Annotated in this window: 14 protein-coding genes and 1 pseudogene; 6 read left to right on the top strand and 9 right to left on the bottom strand. The window is 72.4% G+C overall.

Features of this window, described 5'->3' with window-relative positions; translation table 11 throughout:
- Positions 1–49: 49 nt before the first annotated feature.
- The 4 genes and pseudogenes from V8690_RS38725 to V8690_RS38710 all read left to right on the top strand — a co-directional run bounded on the left by V8690_RS38725 (position 50) and on the right by V8690_RS38710 (position 3,355).
- A pseudogene (locus tag V8690_RS38725) lies at positions 50–594 on the top strand (sigma-70 family RNA polymerase sigma factor).
- A 151-nt stretch (positions 595–745) separates the two neighbouring features.
- A complete protein-coding gene (locus V8690_RS38720) occupies positions 746–1,258 on the top strand; it encodes a hypothetical protein (protein WP_338784694.1) in 513 nt (170 codons plus the stop codon).
- Between the two features lie 151 nt (positions 1,259–1,409).
- Positions 1,410–2,063, top strand: a complete 654-nt coding sequence (locus V8690_RS38715; RefSeq protein ID WP_338784693.1) for a zf-HC2 domain-containing protein — start codon at positions 1,410–1,412, stop codon at positions 2,061–2,063.
- A gap of 110 nt (positions 2,064–2,173) precedes the next feature.
- Complete coding sequence (locus V8690_RS38710) at positions 2,174–3,355, top strand: PP2C family protein-serine/threonine phosphatase (RefSeq protein WP_338784692.1); 1,182 nt, start codon at positions 2,174–2,176, stop codon at positions 3,353–3,355.
- 13 nt (positions 3,356–3,368) lie between these two features.
- Here the strand turns inward: V8690_RS38710 and V8690_RS38705 are convergent, their stop codons facing one another.
- The 3 genes from V8690_RS38705 to V8690_RS38695 all read right to left on the bottom strand — a co-directional run bounded on the left by V8690_RS38705 (position 3,369) and on the right by V8690_RS38695 (position 7,559).
- Entirely contained in the window at positions 3,369–4,232 is an 864-nt protein-coding gene (locus V8690_RS38705; RefSeq protein ID WP_338784691.1) for a DNA-formamidopyrimidine glycosylase family protein, read from the bottom strand.
- Between the two features lie 22 nt (positions 4,233–4,254).
- A complete protein-coding gene (locus V8690_RS38700) occupies positions 4,255–6,342 on the bottom strand; it encodes a SpoIIE family protein phosphatase (RefSeq protein WP_338784690.1) in 2,088 nt (695 codons plus the stop codon).
- Between the two features lie 83 nt (positions 6,343–6,425).
- Complete coding sequence (locus V8690_RS38695; protein WP_338784689.1) at positions 6,426–7,559, bottom strand: DUF6777 domain-containing protein; 1,134 nt, start codon at positions 7,557–7,559, stop codon at positions 6,426–6,428.
- 141 nt (positions 7,560–7,700) lie between these two features.
- Here V8690_RS38695 and V8690_RS38690 point away from each other — a divergent pair, with 141 nt between their 5' ends.
- On the top strand, positions 7,701–9,122 hold the full coding sequence (locus V8690_RS38690; protein WP_338784688.1) for a lipase maturation factor family protein: 1,422 nt from the start codon (positions 7,701–7,703) through the stop codon (positions 9,120–9,122).
- On the opposite strand, the gene V8690_RS38685 is transcribed toward V8690_RS38690, so the two are convergent.
- Genes V8690_RS38685 through V8690_RS38665 form a run of 5 tightly spaced genes read right to left on the bottom strand, consistent with a single transcriptional unit; the run spans position 9,110 to position 13,350 of the window.
- Entirely contained in the window at positions 9,110–9,937 is an 828-nt protein-coding gene (locus tag V8690_RS38685) for an amidohydrolase family protein (RefSeq protein ID WP_338784687.1), read from the bottom strand. The two genes, V8690_RS38690 and V8690_RS38685, sit on opposite strands and share 13 nt — an antisense overlap.
- Positions 9,934–10,251 carry an L-rhamnose mutarotase gene (locus V8690_RS38680; protein WP_338784686.1) on the bottom strand — a complete coding sequence of 106 codons (318 nt, stop codon included), beginning with the start codon at positions 10,249–10,251 and terminating at the stop codon, positions 9,934–9,936. Before V8690_RS38680 ends, V8690_RS38685 begins: the two co-directional genes overlap by 4 nt.
- Positions 10,248–11,258, bottom strand: coding sequence for an aldo/keto reductase (locus V8690_RS38675; protein WP_338784685.1), 1,011 nt, complete (start codon positions 11,256–11,258; stop codon positions 10,248–10,250). Before V8690_RS38675 ends, V8690_RS38680 begins: the two co-directional genes overlap by 4 nt.
- Entirely contained in the window at positions 11,255–12,010 is a 756-nt protein-coding gene (locus V8690_RS38670; protein WP_338784684.1) for an SDR family oxidoreductase, read from the bottom strand. Before V8690_RS38670 ends, V8690_RS38675 begins: the two co-directional genes overlap by 4 nt.
- Complete coding sequence (locus tag V8690_RS38665) at positions 12,007–13,350, bottom strand: L-fuconate dehydratase (RefSeq protein WP_338784683.1); 1,344 nt, start codon at positions 13,348–13,350, stop codon at positions 12,007–12,009. Before V8690_RS38665 ends, V8690_RS38670 begins: the two co-directional genes overlap by 4 nt.
- Positions 13,351–13,672: 322 nt before the next feature.
- On the opposite strand from V8690_RS38665, the gene V8690_RS38660 reads away from it, so the two are divergent.
- Positions 13,673–14,377 carry a FadR/GntR family transcriptional regulator gene (locus tag V8690_RS38660; protein WP_338784682.1) on the top strand — a complete coding sequence of 235 codons (705 nt, stop codon included), beginning with the start codon at positions 13,673–13,675 and terminating at the stop codon, positions 14,375–14,377.
- Positions 14,378–14,431: 54 nt separating this feature from the next.
- On the opposite strand, the gene V8690_RS38655 is transcribed toward V8690_RS38660, so the two are convergent.
- Positions 14,432–14,905, bottom strand: a complete 474-nt coding sequence (locus V8690_RS38655; protein WP_338784681.1) for a carboxymuconolactone decarboxylase family protein — start codon at positions 14,903–14,905, stop codon at positions 14,432–14,434.
- Between the last annotated feature and the right edge of the window lie 352 nt (positions 14,906–15,257).

Below are 15,257 nucleotides of genomic sequence, written 5' to 3'. Positions count from 1 at the left end.
GCGTGTACGTGGCCTGTCCCCCCGGCTGGGCCTGCGGTGGCATACGGCCATGACGGCCGGATCCACTCTCACCAACGGGACGACCGCCGAGCACGAGCTCGCCGCACTGCAGCGGGAGCACGGCCGGCCCTCTTCGCGCTCCTGCTCCGGCTCTGCGACGGCGACCGGCAGCGCGCGGAGGACCTGGTCCAGGAGACGCTGGTGCGTGCCTGGCAGCACCCGGAGGCGCTGCGCGCCGACGACTTCGAGTCCGTACGGCCCTGGCTGATGACCGTCGCGCGGCGGCTCGCCATCGACGCCCGGCGAGCCCGGCAGGCGCGTCCGGCCGAGGTCGGCGACGCGGTGCTGGAGAACGCCCGGGTCATCTCCGACCACGCCGAACAGGCCGCGGCGATGCTCGACGTCCGCCAGGCTGTGAAGACACTCACTCCGGAACACCGTGAAGTCCTGGTGCTCGTGTACTTCCAGGGGGCGAGTGTGGCGGAGGCCGCGGCGACTCTCGGCATCCCGCCCGGTACCGTGAAGTCCCGCGCGTACTACGCGCTGCGTGCCCTGCGCCGGGTGCTTCCGGGATACGCCACCGACCTGCACTGAAACCCATGGCTGAGTCAAACCTCCGTAAAGCGCCTTGCTGAGGACCCCGGTTGAGTAATCGGCTGTTCCCATCCGTGTTCCGGATGGGGCCGTCAGCGCCCCGGGGCCCGGTGTCGGGCGACGCGCACGTACCGGAGGAAGGCAGGAAGGGATGCTGCACAGAAGTGACGAGGGCACGGACGGCGCCGGCGGTGAACTGACCGTCCCCATGGCGTGGTTGTACGCCGAGTACATCGCCGACGAGCTGCTGCGGACCGGCGATCTGATGCCGCCGACGTCCTTCGAGTTCCGCGCGGGGCGGGACGCCCTGGCGCTGACCGTCTTCCTCTCCGACACCGAGGGGGAGCTGTCCGGCATCCGGGTCGTCACACAGCTGGAGACGTGGCTGTCACTGACGGCGTACGACCAGCCGTGGCAGGAGTGGGTGCGCGAGCGGCTGGCGGAGCTCGCGGCCGGGGCCGCGGAGTCGGGCCGGCCCGCGCCGGACCTGGCCCTGGCGGAGGAGGCCTGGCGCTGGCTCCAGGAGACGGAGCTGCTCGCGCCCGACCTGAACGCGGTACCGGGCGGCGCTCCGGTGTTCGGGGAGGACGAGGGGCCGAAGGTCTGGACGCCCGCCTGGCAGCTCGGACTGCCGCTGGGACACCTCGCCATCCATCTTTTTTAGATTTCTGCGGCCCCGGACCAATCCGCGGGCCGGAGCGCTCCGAATCCTTCGGTTGCGATTGTGTCACCGGCTTGAGTGATTCCGCTGCCTGGTCCGTACCGGTGGGAGCAAGGAGTAACCCCACCCGCACCCAACGGCACGAGGATTCGGCATGAGGTCCCTGGAAAGGCATCGCGACGTCGGCGCCTACGCGCTCGGCGTGCTGGACGAGGCGGAGGCCTTCCGCTTCGAGGACCACCTCATGGAGTGCCCTCGGTGCGCCGCAGAGGTGACGGAATTCGGCCCGACGACACGGCAGTTGATGCTGTACCGGCGGGCGACGCCACGGTTCGTGCACCCGACGGCGAAGCCCGGGCCGCGCATGCTGGACCGGCTGCTGGCCGAGGTGGCGACGCGGCGCCGGGCCGGACGCAGACGCATGCTGTTCGCCCTGGCCGCGTCGGTGGTGTTCGCCGTGTCGGTACCCGGGGTCGCGATGATGGCCGGGGGCAGCGACGAGGGGCCCCTGACGGTCGCGGCGACCGACGCGCGGACAGGGGTGTGGGCCCAGGTCACGACGGAGGACGAGGCCTCGGGCAGCCAGGTCGAGCTGAAGGTGAAGGACGCGGCGGGTCCCCGCGCCTGCCACCTGGTGATCGTCGGCCACGACGGCACGGAGGAGACCGCGACCAGCTGGCACGGGTCCGGCCACGACGCCCAGCCCAACACGATGATGGCCAGCTCGTCCATGCATCCGGCGGAGATCGCCCGCTACGAGATCCGCTCGACAGCCGGGGAGGTCCTGGTCAGACTCCAGCCGCGCTGACCATCCGTCCGCCCCTGTCGCCGGGCGCTCCCCGCGCCCCGGTGTGAGACTGCTGGACGAACGCACGCGGGACGCCCCGGTTGCCCGCGGTCCCGGCGAGGGGAGACGAGGTGGCGACGGCAGAGAGCGGCGACGGTCGCCTGGAGGAGTTCCTCGCCGATCCGGAGAACGCGACGCTGGACCTGACCACCGCGGCGGCCCGCTGCACCAAGGCCCTGGGGCTCCAGCACTCCGTGGTCCATCTCGTCGACATCCAGCAGCGCCGGCTCGTCCCGCTCTCGGACGTCGCCCCGCCCCTGCTCGTCGACGACTCGCTCGCCGGCTGGACCTACCGCACCCAGTCCCTGCGCGTGGAGGAGTCCGAGTCGGGCGGCATGACGGTCTGGGTCCCCCTCGTGGACGGAGCGGAACGCCTCGGCGTCCTCGCCGTGCACGCGCCCTCGCTGACGCCGGCCGTCCTGCGCCGCGGCAGGGCCCTCGCCACGCTGCTCGCCATGATGATCACGTCCACCCGGGCGTACCAGGACTCCTTCGTCCGGCGGACGCGCACGAACCCGATGCGCCTGCCCGCCGAGATGCTGCGGGCCTTCCTGCCGCCCCGCACGATCGGCACCGCGCACGTCGTGTCCACGGCCGTGCTGGAGCCGGCCTACGAGATCGGCGGCGACGCCTTCGACCACTCCCTAACGGAGACGACCCTGCACGCCACGGTCCTCGACGCCATGGGACACGACCTGGCCTCCGGGCTGACCACGGCCGTGTCGCTGGCCGCCTGCCGCAACGCCCGGCGGACCGGGGCGGACCTGCCCGAGCTCGTGGAGTGCGTCGACGACGCGCTGGCGCGCTGGCTGCCCGACCAGTTCTGCACGGGTGTCCTGGCCCAGCTGGACCTGGCCTCAGGGTTGCTGCGGTGGAGCAACTGCGGGCATCCCACCCCGCTGCTCATTCGCGATCAGCGGCTGCTCGTCGACGCCATGCGGCGCGAGCCGGATCCGCCGATGGGGCTGCCCTCGCTGCTCGCCGGGCGGCAGCGGCAGACGCACGAGATCGCGCTTCAGCCGGGCGACCGGGTACTGATGTACACCGACGGGGTCACCGAGGCCAGGGGGTCCGACGGCACGGAGTTCGGACTGGAGCAGTTCGCCGACTACATCATCCGGGCGTCGGCCGCGGGCGAGCTGGCGCCCGAGACGCTGCGGCGCCTCATCCACTCCATCCTCGACTCGTCCCGCAGCCGGCTGCGGGACGACGCGACCATCCTCATGTTCGAGTGGTCGCGCCCGCCCCGCTGAGGGCCGGCACGGGTCACTTCAGCAGCCGGGACAGCCTGCGGTCCGCCAGCGGTTTGCCGCCCGTCTGGCAGGTCGGGCAGTACTGGAGCGAGGAGTCGCTGAAGGACACCTCGCGGATGGTGTCACCGCACACCGGGCAGGGCTCGCCGGTGCGGCCGTGCACGCGCAGGCCGCTCTTCTTCTCGGCCTTCAGCCGGCCGGCCGCCACGCCCCGGGAGCGCTCGACCGCCTCGGTGAGCGTGTCGCGCAGGGCCGCGTACAGCCGTTCGGTCTCCGCCTCGCTCAGGGACGCGGCCAGCTTGAAGGGCGACATCTTCGCCGCGTGCAGGATCTCGTCACTGTAGGCGTTGCCCACGCCCGCGATCAGGCTCTGGTCGCGCAACGCGCCCTTGAGCTGGCGCCGTTCACCGGCCAGCAGTTCCGTGAAGCGCCGCTCGTCGAAGTCGTCGGCCAGCGGGTCCGGGCCGAGCCGGGCGATGCCCTGGACCTCCCGCGGGTCCCCCACGACGTAGACGGCGAGCCGCTTCTGGGTGCCGGCCTCGGTCAGGTCGAACCCGGCGCCGGTCTCCAGGGCCACACGCAGCGCGAGGGGACCCTTGCCGGGGCGGGGCGGGCCGTCGGGGAGGCGGTCCTTCCAGTGCAGCCAGCCGGCGCGGGCCAGGTGCGTCACGAAGTGCGGGCCGTCCGCGGTCCCGACGTCGAGGAACTTGCCGTACCGGCGTACGGCGGCGACCTCGTGGCCCTCCAGCGCGGACAGGGGCGGGTCGTACGTCTTCAGGACGCTGATCGCGACGGGCAGCACCCGTACGATCTCGTGGCCGACGAGGTGCTCGGTGAGGAAGTCCTTGAGCGCCTCGACCTCGGGGAGTTCCGGCATAGGTCCAGAGTGCCACGTGGGATCAGTCGGGGTCGGGCACCACGAACTCGCACCACACGGCCTTGCCGCCGCCGCGCGCCTCCACGCCCCACACGTCGGTGAGCAGCTCGACCAGCAGCAGGCCCCGCCCGGAGACGCCCGACTCGCCCGCCTCGCGGCGGCGCGGCAGGGCGCTGGAGGAGTCCTCGACCTCGACGCGCAGCCGGTGCTCGGCGCCGGTGAGGGCCCGCAGGGTGACGATGGCGGAGCCCTCGGTGTGCATCAGGGCGTTGGTGATCAGCTCGTCGGCGACCAGTTCGATCTCGTCGGCGCGGTCCCGGGCTCCCCAGACCCCGGCCGCGGTGCGGATCATGTGCCGGGCATCGGCCAGGGCCGCCGGATCGCCGGGGGCGACGTGCCGCTGGAGCAGACGGCCGGACTGCGGGCCTTCCGGGCCGCGCCGGCGCAGCAGGAGCAGCGCCACGTCGTCGTCGCCGCCGCGCTCGGCGGCCACGTCGATGAGCCGGTCGGCGAGGTCCCGTACGTCGTCGGGGCCGGTCTCGACGAGCGCGGTGAGGGTGCGCATGCCGTCGTCGAGGTCGGCGCCGGGCTGCTCCACCAGGCCATCGGTGCACAGCAGCAGCGTCTCGCCCGGGTCCAGCTCCACGGTGCCCACCGGGTATTCGAGGCGGCCGAACTCGGCGGACAGGCCGAGCGGCAGCCCGCCCGGGACGGTGACGCGGCGGCAGGAGCCGTCGGTGCGCCGCACGAGCGGATCGATGTGGCCGGCCCGGACCATCTGGAGCACGCCGGTGGACAGGTCGGCCTCCGCGTAGAGGCACGTCGCGGAGCGGTCGGTGTCGAGTTCGTGCAGGAAGACGGAGGCGCGGGCCATCACGGTCGCCGGGGTGTGCCCCTCGGCGGCGTAGGCGCGCAGCACGATGCGCAACTGGCCCATCACGGCCGCCGCGTGCGTGTCGTGGCCCTGGACGTCACCGATGACGGCGCCGACCCGGCCGCCGGGCAGCGGGATCAGGTCGTACCAGTCGCCGCCGATGTCGCGCCCGACGGAGCCCCCGATGGTGGCGGCGCGGTAGCGGACGGCGATGTCGGCGCCGGGCACGCTCGGGATGGTCCGGGGCAGCATGGCCTGCTGGAGGCCCTGCGCGAGGTCCATCTCCTGCTCGTAGAACATGGCCCGCTGGAGGCTCTGCGCGATGCTGCTGCCGAGGGCGACGAGGATGTTGCGCTCCTCGGGGGTGAAGCCGCGCCGGTCGCTGTAGAGCAGGCCCATCGCGCCGATCGGCCGTGCCTGGACGATGAGCGGCAGATAGGCGGCCGACGTGATGTTCAGGCCGGTGATGTGCGGCCAGAGGATCGGGTAGCGCTCGGCGAACTCCTCCGGCGACTCGATGAAGCAGGGGGCGAGGGTCCGTACGGCCTCGCTCATCGGGTAGGGCTCGTCGATCCGCGTGATGCGGGTGCCGGGCACGAAGCTGTCCGAGGGTCCCTCGGCCACCAGGCGGATACGGCCGGCCTTGACCAGGCCCATGACGAGGCTGGTGGCGCCCAGGTGGGTGAGGCCGTGGGTGTCCTTGAGGACGTCGATGACGTCCTGGACGGTGCGGGCGTGGGCGAGGGCGGCCGTGGTGAGTTCGACGACGCTGGTCTGCCGGCGGCGGGCCTCGTCCTGGGCGGCCTGGTCGCTGCGGGCCTCGCTCTCGGCGAGTTCCCGGGTGGCGTCCCGGACGATGCCGATGATGCGGCGGGGCCGTCCGGTGTCGTCGCGCCGGATGTAGCCCTGGGTGTGGGTCCAGCGCATGGAGCCGTCGCGGCACCGGATGCGGAAGTAGGCGCCGTAGTTCTCGCTGCCGTCCTTGAGGGCCTGGGTGACCGCGGTGTCCAGGCGCCGGGCCTCGCCGGGCGGGACGCGCTGGGAGAGGGTCTCGGGGTGGTCGTCGTACTCGTCGGGGCGCACGTCGAAGATCTCGTGGGCCTGGGCGTCCATCTGCATCAGGCCGGTGTCCAGATCCCAGTCGAAGGTGCCCATCCGGTTGAGCGCGAGGATCGCGTCCGGATGGGCGGGCCAGTCGTCCGGGAGTGACAGGGCGCTCGCTCCCCGATCAGCCATGGGCCCACCTTGCCAGGATTCGTCCGACTCTTCGACCGGATGTGTGCTGAGTTTACGGGCCGCTCCGCCGGACCGGCCCTCAGTTACCGAAGACGTCCGTGGGGCTGCCGAGGATGCTGTCGGCGGCCGGATCGTCGGGAATCAGCCCGGCTCCGTCGGGCGGATCGGGGCTGTCCGGCACGGTGTCGGGGCCGGCCTCGTCGAGGCCGCCGGGGTCTTCGGGGGACGGTTCGCCGGGCAGCGGGCCGGTGTCGTCGGCCGGTGGGGTGTCCGTGACGGCGGCCGGGGGGGCTCATGTCACTCGGGGAGCTCACGTCCCAGGGGGAGGCGCTGTCCAGGTCCGGGGAGACGGCGGGCTCGCGCGGGGCGAGGGGCGGCGGCTCGGACGGCACCGACGCCGGTGCCGACGGGTCCGTCGCCCAGACCGGTGGCGGCAGGGCCCGGTCGCGGCGTACGTCGTGGCCGGTGCGCCGTTCGATCCAGGTGCGGGTGGTGACGTCGACGATCGTGAAGCCGGCGATGGCCTGCGGGGCGGGGGCCACGACGATGACCTGGCCGGGCCGGTAGCCGGGCCAAGGGGTGCCCTTGACGGCCGGCGTGCCGCGCATCGCCACCGGCGGGCGGAGCGGGTTGCCGCAGGCGCACCGGACGCGCGGCACGCCCCGGTCGTCGACCAGGACCGCGGTGCCCGCCTGGAGTACGGCCTGGTAGCCGACGGCCCGGCCGGCCCGGAAGCCGTGGTTGGTGACGCGGGTGTCCGCGCGCAGCACGACCGGGGTCAGTCCGCGCAGATGGTCCGGGACGGAAACCGCGGAGACGCCCGTGACCCGGGCGAAGGCGCGCGTCCTGGCCCGGTCGCGGGTGAGGTGGCCGATCTGCCGGGCGACGTCGCAGCTGCCGGTCCGCTCGATGCCGCCGTACAGGCCGGGCGCCCCGCCGGAGAGCGAGCGCAGGCCGCTCAGTGCGGCGGAGACCGGGACGGCGCCTCCCGGGCGGGCCGTCTCCGGCGTTCGGGGGGTGGGGGACGGGGTAGGCGTCGTGGTGGCCGTGGAGTCCGTGAAGGGGTTCGGCCCCTGGGCCGCGGCCGATTGGAGGAAGAGTGTCCCGCCGGCGCCCGCGGCGTCGCCCTCGCCGTCGCCGTCGCCACCGCAGCCCGAGAGGAAGAGCACCGCGGAGAGCGCGCAGGCCGTGACGAAGGTCCCGGTCGGTGTCCGCACCTCACCCTCCAGCTCGCTTCGTCACATATGAGGTAATTAGTCACTATTGTTTGCTTCACTCACTCGGGTTACGCAACCGGAGCGGTGGTACACGGAGCGTGACACCAGGATCCGGCGACGCACTGGGAGGAGCGCACGGCCGTGGACTGGTTCACCGCGTCCGACTACTGGCTGAGCCGGCTGGTCTTCCAGCGGGCGCTGGCCGCCGTGTACCTGGTCGCGTTCCTGACGGCGGCGTTGCAGTTCCGCCCGCTGATCGGGCAGCGCGGCATGCTGCCGGTGCCGGGGTTCGTCGAGAGGGTGCCGTTCAAGCGGGCGCCGAGCCTGTTCCAGCTGCACTACTCGGACCGCTTCTTCTCCGTCTGCGCGCGGGCGGGCTGCGCGGTGTCGGCGGCGCTGCTGGCCGGGCTGGACTCGCTGCTGCCCCTGTGGGGCGGCATGCTGCTGTGGCTGGTGCCGTGGGTGCTGTACCTGTCGATCGTCAACGTCGGGCAGACCTGGTACTCGTTCGGCTGGGAGTCGCTGCTGCTGGAGGTCGGCTTCCTCGCCGTGTTCCTCGGCAACGACGAGGTGGCGCCGCCCGTCGTCGTGCTGTTCCTGCTGCGGTGGATCCTGTTCCGTGTGGAGTTCGGCGCGGGGCTGATCAAGATGCGGGGCGACGAGTGCTGGCGGAAGCTGACGTGCCTGGACCACCATCACGAGACGCAGCCGATGCCCGGCCCGCTGAGCTGGTTCTTCCACCATCTGCCCAGGCCCCTGCACCGGGTCGAGGTGGCCGCGAACCACGTCACCCAACTCGTGGTGCCGTTCCTGCTGTTCGCCCCGCAGCCGGTCGCGACGGCCGCCGCCGCACTGATGATCGTCACCCAGCTGTGGCTGGTGCTGTCGGGCAACTTCGCCTGGCTGAACTGGATCACCATCGTGCTGGCCCTGTCGGCGGTGCGGTTCCCGAGCGATCCGCCGTCGGTGCCCGACGCGCCGCTCTGGTACGTGGTCGTGGTCCTCGCGGTCGCCGCGCTGCTGGTGGGGCTCAGCTACCACCCGGTCCGCAACATGATCTCCCGCCGCCAGGTGATGAACCGCTCCTTCGACCCGCTCCATCTGGTCAACACCTACGGCGCGTTCGGCAGCGTCAGCCGGGTCCGCTACGAGGTGGTCGTCGAGGGCACGGCCGACGACGTACCGCGTGAGGACTCGGACTGGCGGGAGTACGAGTTCAAGGGCAAGCCCGGTGACCCCCGGCACTGGCCGCGCCAGTTCGCGCCGTACCACCTGCGGCTCGACTGGCTGATGTGGTTCGCGGCGCTCTCCCCCGCCTACGCCGGGTCCTGGTTCGGCGCGCTGGTGGAGCGGCTGCTGGAGAACGACCGCGACACGCTGAAGCTGCTGCGCCGCTCGCCGTTCCCGCCGGACGAGCCCCCGCGGTACGTGCGCGCCCGCCTGTTCCGCTACCGCTACACGACGTGGCGCGAGCTGATTGAGACGGGCGCGTGCTGGGAGCGGACGTACGTACGGGAGTACCTGCCGCCGACGCGGCTGGCGGAGACCGTTCAGAGGTCGTAGACGCGGGTGGCGGTGGCCCCGAAGATTCGGGCGTGCTCCGTCGGGCCGGTCAGCCGGCGTGCCGCGTCGAGCACGTCGCCGTAGGTCGCCGCGAGGGTGCACACCGGCCAGTCCGAGCCGAACATCAGGCGGTCCGGGCCGAAGGCCTCCAGCACCGTGCCGGCGTACGGGCGCAGGTCGTCGATCGTCCAGGACGCGAGGTCGGCTTCGGTGACCATGCCGGAGACCTTGCAGACGGTGTTGGGCTGCGCGGCGAGGGCGCGGAGGTCGGACGCCCAGGGTTCGAGGGCCCCGGAGGCGATGGGCGGCTTGCCCGAATGGTCGAGGACGAAGGTGAGTTGGGGCAGACCGGCGGCCGCTTCGGTGCAGGCCGGGAGCTGGTGGGGCAGTACGACCAGGTCGTAGACCAGCCCCGCGTCGGCCACGGCGGTCAGGCCGCGGCGTACGTCCGGACGCAGCAGCCACTCGGGATCCGGCTCGCCCTGGACCTGGTGCCGGATGCCCTTGAGGTACCGCCCGCCGGGCAGTTCCCGCAGCCGGGCCAGCTCGTCGGCCACGTCGGGGCGGGTGAGGTCGGTCCAGCCGACGATCCCGGCGATCAGCTCGTGCCCTGCGGCCAGGGCCAGGAACTCCGGGGTCTCCTCGGGTACGGTGACGGTCTGGACGAGGACGGTGCGGTCGACGCCCGCCGCGCGAGCCTCGACCACGAGATCCTCCACCGTGAAATCGCGCCGGATCGGGCTGCCTTCGGCGATCCAGTCCTGGTCCCGCACGGACAGGTCCCAGACGTGGTGGTGGGCGTCGACCACGGTCATGACGGCAGCTCCCAGACGACGGGCAGGCCGGCGTCCGCGCCCTCGCCGGAGTAGTCGTGCACGACGTCCAGCAGTTCGGCCATGCGGGCCTGCCAGGCGACGTTGACCGGCAGTTTCTCCAACTCGGCGAGGAGGCGGGCGTAGTCCTCGCACTCCAGGACGTGGAACAGGTCGGTGCCGCTGCGCCAGATCGTCCAGGAGGTGGCACCGGCCGCGCGGATGGCGTCGGTGAGTTCCCCGGGCACCTCCCGGTGGACGGCCTCGTAGTCGGCGATGCGGTCGGCGCGGACCTTGGTGTGCAGGGCGATTCTCATGACGGCTCCTTCGCCGGCGCCTCGGACGGTTCCTCGCCGGGCACGGGGGCGTCGGCGGGCAGCAGGCCCTTGGCGCGCAGCTCCTGCCAGAAGGCGGCGGGCACGCGGGCGGCGAACTGGTGGGCGCAGTCGCGGACTTCGTGTGCCGAGCGGGCTCCGACGAGGACGCTCGCGACGGCCGGGTGGGCGGCGCAGAAAGCCAGGGCGGCGGCGCGCAGCGTGGTGCCGTGGCGGTGGGCGACGGACTTCAGACGCAGCGCCCGCTGGACCAGGTCGGAGGGTGCGACGGTGTAGTTGTACCTCGCGCCCGGCTGCGGGTTCGCCAGCAGGCCGGAGTTGAAGGCGCCGCCGATGACGACGGACGTGCCGCGTTCCTGGGCGGCGGGCAGCAGGCCGGTGAGGGCGCTCTGGTCCAGCAGGGTGTAGCGGCCTGCGCACAGCACCACGTCGACGTCGGTGTCGCGGACGAAGCGGGTGAGCATCTCCGCCTGGTTCATCCCGGCGCCTATCGCCCCGACCACGCCCTCCGAGCGGCACTTCTCCAGCGCCGGGTAGCCCTCGCGGAAGGCCCACTCTGCGTGCTCGTCCGGGTCGTGGAGGTAGACGATGTCGACCCGGTCGAGGCCGAGGCGTTCCAGACTGGCCTCCAGGGTGCGGCGGACGCCGTCGGCGCTGAAGTCCCAGACGCGGCGATGGGCGGCCGGCACGGCGAAGCCGCCCGCCAGGTCGTCGCCGGTGCCGTCGGTGGGCTCCAGGCGGCGGCCCACCTTGGTGGAGACGGTGTACCGGTCGCGGGGGTGGCCGCGCAGGGCGGCGCCGAGGCGGCGTTCGGACAGGCCGAGGCCGTAGTGCGGGGCGGTGTCGAAGTAGCGGATGCCCCGCTGCCAGGCGGCCTCCACGGCCTCGTGGGCCTGCTCCTCGCCGACCTCGGTGTACAGGTTGCCGATCGCGGCCGCGCCGAAGGACAGGGCGCTGACCTCGACGCCACTGCCGCCGAGCCGGTTCACCGGGTCACCGGGCGCAGCCGCAGGCCCTGCATGCCGCCATCGACGGCGAGCGAGGTGCCCGTGGTGGCGCCGGACAGGGGGCTCGCCAGGTAGGCGATGGCGCCCGCGACCTCGCCGGCGCCGACCAGGCGGCCGGTGGGCTGGCGGGCCTCCAGGGCGGCGCGTTCGGCGGCCGGGTCGGGTGCCGCGTCGAGAAGGCGGCCGACCCACGGTGTGTCGACCGTGCCCGGGTTGACGCAGTTGACGCGGATGCCCTCGCGGACGTGGTCGGCTGCCATGGCGAGGGTCAGCGCGTACACGGCGCCCTTGGTGGCGCTGTACAGGGCGCGTTGCGGCAGGCCCGCGGTGGCGGCGATGGAGCAGGTGTTGACGATCGCCGCGTGCGCGGAGGCGCGCAGGTGGGGCAGGCAGGCGCGGGCGGTGCGGACCATGCCGACGACGTTGACGTCGTAGACGCGGTGCCAGTCGTCGTCGGAGTTGTCCTCCACGGTGCCCTGGGCGCCGATGCCCGCGTTGTTGACCAGGACGTCCAGCCCGTCGAGGTCGGCGACCGCGGCCGCCACGGCCTCGCGCACGGACGCGTCGTCGGTGACGTCCGCGCGGTAGGCCAGCAGCGGCTTGTCGACCGACGATGGGTCCAGATCGAGGACGGCGACCTGGGCGCCGCGGTCGGCCAGGAGTTCCGCGGCGGCCCGGCCGATGCCGGAGGCGCCGCCCGTCACCAGGGCCCTGATGCCCTCGAAGTCGCTCATGCAGCCCGACCTTTCTTCTGTTTGTCGAGGTCGGCGGCCCAGAACTCGCCGCCCGGGTAGGTGTACCGCGCCAGCGACTCGGGCCGCATGGCGGCCGAGAAGCCCGGCGCGGTGGGTGCCGTGTAATGACCTTCGCGGATGACCACCGGGTCGAGGAAGTGGTCGTGCAGGTGGTCGACGTATTCGATGACGCGGTCCTCGGTGGTTCCGGTGAGGGCCACGTAGTCGAACATCGACAGGTGCTGGACCAGTTCGCACAGGCCGACGCCGCCCGCGTGCGGGCAGACCGGGACGCCGAACTTGGCCGAGAGCAGCAGGATCGCGAGGTTCTCGGGGACGCCGCCGACCCGGGCCGCGTCGATCTGGACGACGTCCAGCGCGCCGGCCTGGAGGAGCTGTTTGAAGACGATCCGGTTGTGCACGTGCTCGCCGGTGGCGACCTTCACGGGGGCGACGGCCCGGCGGATCGCCGCGTGGCCGAGGATGTCGTCGGGGCTGGTGGGCTCCTCGATCCAGTACGGACCGAACTCGGCCAGGGCCTTGGTCCAGCGGATCGCCTCGTCGACGTCCCAGCGCTGGTTGGCGTCGACGGCCATACGGACGTCCGGGCCGATGACCGAACGGGCCACGCGGCAGCGGCGGATGTCGTCGTCGAGGTCGGCGCCGACCTTGAGCTTGATCTGCCGGAAGCCGTCGGCGACGGCCCGGTCCGCGAGCCGCGTGAGTTTCTCGTCGTCGTAGCCGAGCCAGCCGGGCGAGGTGGTGTAGGCCGGGTAGCCGCGCTCCAGCAGCCGGGCCGTGCGTTCCTCTGCGCCCTGTCTGCCCCTGCGCAGGAGGGTCAGGGCCTCCTCGGGGGTGAGGGCGTCGGTGAGGTAGCGGAAGTCGACTTGTCGGACCAGCCATTCGGGCTCGGCCTGGGCGAGCAGCCGCCACAGGGGCAGCCCGGCGCGCTTGGCGGCCAGGTCCCACACGGCGTTGACGACCGCGCCGATCGCCATGTGCATCACGCCCTTCTCGGGGCCGAGCCAGCGCAATTGGCTGTCGCCGATCAGGTCGCGGTTCAGGGTGGACGGGTCGGCGCACAGGTCGTCGACGGAGCGGCCGGTCAGGTGTCCGCGCAGCGCGTCGATCGCGGCGACCTGCACCTCGTTGCCCCGCCCGATGGTGAAGGCGAATCCGTGCCCCTCGTGCCCGTCGGCCGCGTCCGTGCGCACGACGACGTAGGCCGCCGAGTAGTCGGGGTCCGGGTTCATCGCGTCGGAGCCGTCGAGCTCGCGCGAGGTGGGGAAGCGGATGTCGTGGGTGTCGACCGCGATGATGCGGGCGGGCGTCGAGGACACAGAGGGCCTTTCGGGTCGGTTGCGGAGGCGGGCGGGTCAGTCCTGGGCGCGGCCCGTGGTGACGCACGCGGCGAGCACGAGACAGGCGCCGACGGCCAGGGTCACCGCACCGGCGATCCGGGATCTGTTCCGCTTGCGCACGGTGCTTCCGGGCATCCGAGGGCGCTCCCATCGACCGGTGTTCCAGAAGATGCCCGCATACTTATCAGACCACTCCCGCACCAGAACACCCCGCAACGCCATTTTTTCGCGCTTCTTGCGCGTAGTGGTCCGACCACATCGCCGATTAGACTGCGCCGCAGCCGGTGATCGGAGGAATGGCGTGGACGACGAGACAGCTCCGCAGAAGGGCACCGTGACGCAGCGCGCCATCGAGCGGATCAAGGCGATGATCGGCGAGGGCCTGCTGGAGCCGGGCCAGCGACTGCCGACCGAACGCGATCTGGCCGCCCAGCTCGGCATCTCCCGCAGTTCGATGCGGGAGGCGATCCGCGCGCTCACGGTGCTGGGCGTGCTGGAGGCCCGGCACGGGTCGGGCATCTACGTGACGCAGCTGGAGGCCGGCGACCTGCTGGAGACCTTCGGCGTCGTGGCGGACCTGTCGCGCGGCCCGCGTCTGGTGGAACTGCTGGAGATCCGGCGGATCCTGGAGTCGACGGCGACCGCGCTGGCCGCCGCCCGGATCACCGCGGACCAGCTGGCCGAGGTCGAGAAGCACCTGGCGGCGATGAACGCCACGGACGATCCGGAGGAGATCCTCGCCCACGACCTGGCTTTCCACCGTGAGATCGCGGCGGCCGCGGGCAACGAGACCATGGCCGCGATCCTGGAGGGCCTGTCGTCGCGGACGTTCCGCGCCCGTGTCTGGCGCGGCTACCAGGAGGAGGGCGCCTTCGCCCGCACCCGCCGCGAACACGCCGCGATCCACCGCGCCCTGGTTGCCCACGACCCGGAGGCGGCCCGCGCGGCGGCGGCCGCGCACGTGGGCGAGGTGGAGGAGTGGCTCCGGGCACAGCTCGTGCCGTAGGCCCGGGGCTTCGTCCCCCCGGGCCCACGGCCCGTCGTCCGACCAGCGCTACCGCTACACGAACTGACCGGGCTGGTAGTCGCCCGCCGGCTGCTGAAGGATGACGTTCAGCCGGTTCGCCGTGTTCATGAAGGCGATCAGGGTCACCAGGGCGACGAGCTGGTCCTCGTCGTAGTGCTTGGCGGCCCGCTCCCACACCTCGTCGGACACCCCGCCGGCTCCGTCCGCGATACGGGTCCCCTGCTCGGCCAGCTCGAGTGCGGCGCGCTCGGCCTCGGTGTAGACCGTGGCCTCCCGCCAGGCGGCGACCAGGTTGATGCGTACGGAAGTCTCACCCGCCGCCGCGGCCTCCTTGGTGTGCATGTCGATGCAGACCGCGCAGCCGTTGATCTGGCTCACCCGGAGCGAGACCAGCTCCCGGGTGGCGGCCGGCAGCGGTGAGTCCACGACCAGCCGGCCCAGGGACATGAACTGCTTGATGACCTTGCCGGCGCTCGGGATGGCGAAGACGTCCAGACGCGCGTTCATGGTGAGCTCCTCTGTCGTTGTCGATTGCTTACGCCCCTATGAGTCGGTGGCTCGGCCCGATGTGACATCGAGGAATGTGACGTGCGTCTCCCACCACCCCGCGCCACCCGCCATCCACGCCGCAGCCGGGACGTCACCACTCGAAGCGTCACCAACGTCCCCGGACAGCACACCAGGGGCGGATCCAGGAACCGGGAGCCCACGACCGGTCGCCCAGGCATGCCAGAGCGTCGGTGGAGCCATGCTTGGGACCAGTTCTTACACTGCCCGGATCTCGTCGGCCCCAGTGGCGCAGCCGCCGCGCCACGGAATCACGTCACCCGGCCTCGACGTGCGCCCCCGGCCGGTGCAC

Source organism: Streptomyces sp. DG1A-41, assembly GCF_037055355.1.
In the GTDB taxonomy this organism is placed as follows: domain Bacteria; phylum Actinomycetota; class Actinomycetes; order Streptomycetales; family Streptomycetaceae; genus Streptomyces.
The sequence above is the reverse complement of the archived record's forward strand: the minus strand, read 5'-3'. Positions and strand labels throughout refer to the sequence as shown.